This window comes from Candidatus Symbiopectobacterium sp. (assembly GCF_020054415.1).
Lineage (GTDB): Bacteria > Pseudomonadota > Gammaproteobacteria > Enterobacterales > Enterobacteriaceae > Symbiopectobacterium.
Window position 1 is genome coordinate 1 of sequence record NZ_JAHWCO010000691.1, and the last position, 2,718, is coordinate 2,718.

Sequence of the window (2,718 nt, forward strand, 5' to 3'; positions counted from 1 at the left end):
AAGCCCTGTAGCCATCCGTGTTTGCATGACTGACGACGGTAACGCTGATGGCCACTTTTGCCATAACCGTGTTTTTTCACAGGAGATGTCTGTTCACAAAACGGGCATCTTACATAAACTTTAGCCACTGTATTCCACATCAAATACCGGACATTTCACAATGTAATCAACATATTGAATACACGACCGACTGTTACAACACTTGCGCGCCACACCGGAACACAGCGTCACGTCGTTGCTTTCCGCACAGTTCGACCATGTGGCGCATCGGTTTATTGATGCTCTTTCGCGCACCTTGTAGCATCTGGCGCGTGCCGAGGTGATTTGGCGTTATGAATTTGCTCGTGGTGCCGCCATGCATGTGCTGACCGATGCAGATCCACGTTCGGGCAGATTGGCTTTACTGTGACAAGGGCTATGCGATAACCGTGACAACGAACAGGTGCTGGCGCACTTGATCACCTTCGTCAGCACCGGTTTTTGCGCGCCTTCCCATAACGATATCTCTCACATTCACCGCATGGAGACGCCGTCACACGCGCCGTCCGTGCCGTTCTTCATACCGTCAGGAAATAACGCAGGCTGAAAACCATGAGTAAACCAAAAATTGAAGGCTCCTTTGTAGCACTGATTACCCCATTCAACGAGGACGGCAGCATTGATTTCGGCGCATTTGAGACGCTGTTGCAGTTTCAGGTTGAAAACGGCACCTCCGCCGTGCTGATCATGGGTCAACCGGTGAAGTATCCATGTTGTCACCAGAAGAGCGTAAGGCCATTATTCGCCGTACAGCACAATTCCGTCAGGGTGACATGAAGATTTTCTTCGGTTGCACCGGCAACAACACTGACACCACCATCGATTATGTACGCTATGCACAAGACAACGGCGCAGACGGCGTGATCATCGCAGCGCCAGCCTATATCTGCGCACCTGAAAGCGATATCGAAAGCCATTTTCTTGAAGTGGCAGATGCCACCGATCTGCCGCTCGGGATCTACAACAACCCGCCGCGCGTGAAATCCGATCTGCACTGGACATCGCTGCTGTGCAGCTTCAAACACCCGAACTATGTGGTACATAAAGAATCCACCACTCGCCTGGGACAGGTGGCGCAAGTACTGGCTGGCAACCCGGACGTTTCGGTTATGTGCTGCGACTCCCCCAACTTGGGACTGGTGGTTCCAACCATGTCACTCGGTGGACACGGCACCGCCAACATGACGGGCAACATTGCTCCGGCATAGCTGGCAGAAATCTCACGTCCGTGGGAAAACGGCGATGATGCTGCACGTTTCCGCACCGCTTACCAACACTTGCTGCCGCTGTTGCACTACACCCATTCGGCCATCAACCCGGTCGCGGTAAAATCGCTAATGAAAGCCACCGGCTTACCGGCAGGTAACCTGCGTCGACCGCTGCGCAACCTGCAAGGTGATGCATTACAGAACGGTATTCGTATCGTCAACGAGCTGGGTCTGAGCAAAAAGTACGGTTTTAAAGGTTAATGATTTAACGCTGCATAAAAAACCGCTTTACCTCGCGTCATCTTCGGCGAAAGCCGGGGATCTCTGTGAGAAGAAAGGCATGATACCTGACAGATATTACCGCCTACGCGGGAATGACAGAGGAGTACGGGGAGTGCAGTAATATGACTGTTTTATGTAGCTTTTTCAGCAGTCTGAACAGCTTGATATTCAAGCGGTTCAGACTGCTAGGCATTATCAGAAGCTGTATTCAACCCCGACACGGTAGCGGGTTTGACGATCATCCTTGATGCCTGATGATTCAGGAACATTCCCCACCGCTACAAAGGGACGCCAGTTTTTATCCCATTTATAACTCAACTTCACATCATGGCTGAAAGAGTGATTGTCATTATCGGATAACTTTATTCTTGCCGCATTGGCTTTTTGATAATCTAATTCATATTCAATCGTATAATCCTTGAGGAAATTATAAGCGATAACCGACGTCAGGTTATAACCATTTTCCGATGTTTTATTCGTCGTTCCAATATTACTGCTGTTACGCTTGTAATAAGGGCGATAACGCAGAGACACTGACAGATCGTCGGTAATATTCGCTTTACCACGCAGGTATGGACGGTAATTATTGTAGGTAGAAGTGGAATCTAACGAAAAACCAGGCTCCAAAGAGAAGGTTTTATTGAAGTTGTACAGATAGCTGGCGACAACTTCCGTGCCGTTGCTGACACTTTCGTTAAACGGTTTGTTTGGCGTTTTATCATTAGCGTGCTGCACCCAGCGAGCTTCCACTGACACGCCAAAACCTTGCTCAAAACGATGAGAAAACAGCAAACGATCTTTATGGTCACCGTTTGAAGTATCTTTGAATGCGTGACTATAATCGATGGTCGCTGCCAACGTATTGAGCGCAACCAATGAAGTGATTGCCAACGTTACTAACTTTAATTTCATTGTATTTCTCCGAGAGTCAAACTGCATTACTGCGGTCGTGTATTCAACATGTTGATTGCAGTGTACCATATCTGGTTTTGGATCGTGTGTTCAACATGTTGATTGTAGTGTACCATATCCGTTTTTGGATGTGGAATACAGTGGCTAAAGTTTATGTAAGATGCCCGTTTTGTGAACAGACATCTCCTGTGAAAAAACACGGTTATGGCAAAAGTGGCCACCAGCGTTACCGTTGTCAGTCATGCAAACGCACCTTCCAGCTCGACTATGCCTATCG

General features: G+C 48.5%; 4 protein-coding genes and 1 pseudogene. 3 read left to right on the forward strand and 2 right to left on the reverse strand.

Going from position 1 to position 2,718, the window contains the following annotated elements:
• Positions 1-128, reverse strand: a 128-nt coding sequence (locus tag QZ506_RS19905; protein ID WP_367273045.1) for an IS1 family transposase, incomplete at its 3' end; no start/stop codon positions are given.
• Between the two features lie 107 nt (positions 129-235).
• On the opposite strand from QZ506_RS19905, the gene QZ506_RS19910 reads away from it, so the two are divergent.
• Both QZ506_RS19910 and QZ506_RS19915 read left to right on the forward strand, forming a co-directional pair.
• Positions 236-301 carry a hypothetical protein gene (locus tag QZ506_RS19910; protein WP_291973384.1) on the forward strand — a complete coding sequence of 22 codons (66 nt, stop codon included), beginning with the start codon at positions 236-238 and terminating at the stop codon, positions 299-301.
• Positions 302-591: 290 nt separating this feature from the next.
• A pseudogene (locus tag QZ506_RS19915) lies at positions 592-1,508 on the forward strand (4-hydroxy-tetrahydrodipicolinate synthase).
• A 216-nt stretch (positions 1,509-1,724) separates the two neighbouring features.
• Here QZ506_RS19915 and QZ506_RS19920 read toward each other — a convergent pair.
• Positions 1,725-2,441 (reverse strand): oligogalacturonate-specific porin KdgM family protein, encoded by a 717-nt coding sequence (locus tag QZ506_RS19920; protein WP_291973382.1) that lies wholly within the window; start codon positions 2,439-2,441, stop codon positions 1,725-1,727.
• 140 nt (positions 2,442-2,581) lie between these two features.
• Between QZ506_RS19920 and QZ506_RS19925 the strand changes: the two genes are divergently transcribed.
• Positions 2,582-2,718, forward strand: a 137-nt coding sequence (locus tag QZ506_RS19925) for an IS1 family transposase (protein ID WP_367273030.1), incomplete at its 3' end; no start/stop codon positions are given.